Below are 232 nucleotides of genomic sequence, written 5' to 3' on the forward strand. Positions count from 1 at the left end.
ACGCAAGCAAGGTTCAGAGGCCGTGCTGACGTATATTTTCGGCACACGTTCGGGGAGGCGTACGGTGCGCGGGCTGCACACTGGCAATACCTTGAGCCTGATCAACACTTCGCAACTGAAAAACGGACCGGTGTGGAAGTCGAACAATGTCACCTCCATCTCGGTCGGGAAAAACCTGACGTTCTATGTGTCGCTTTCGGATATCAAGAAGGGAGATGAATTGTTGTTGGAC

The 232-nt window shown here is 52.6% G+C and carries 1 protein-coding gene; it reads left to right on the forward strand.

Annotated elements, in window-relative coordinates; genetic code table 11:
- A partial coding sequence (locus AC0IXA_RS28235; protein WP_471815031.1) for an SET domain-containing protein occupies positions 1-232 on the forward strand: 232 nt, incomplete at both ends.

The organism is Pseudomonas sp. AC083 (assembly GCF_979253165.1).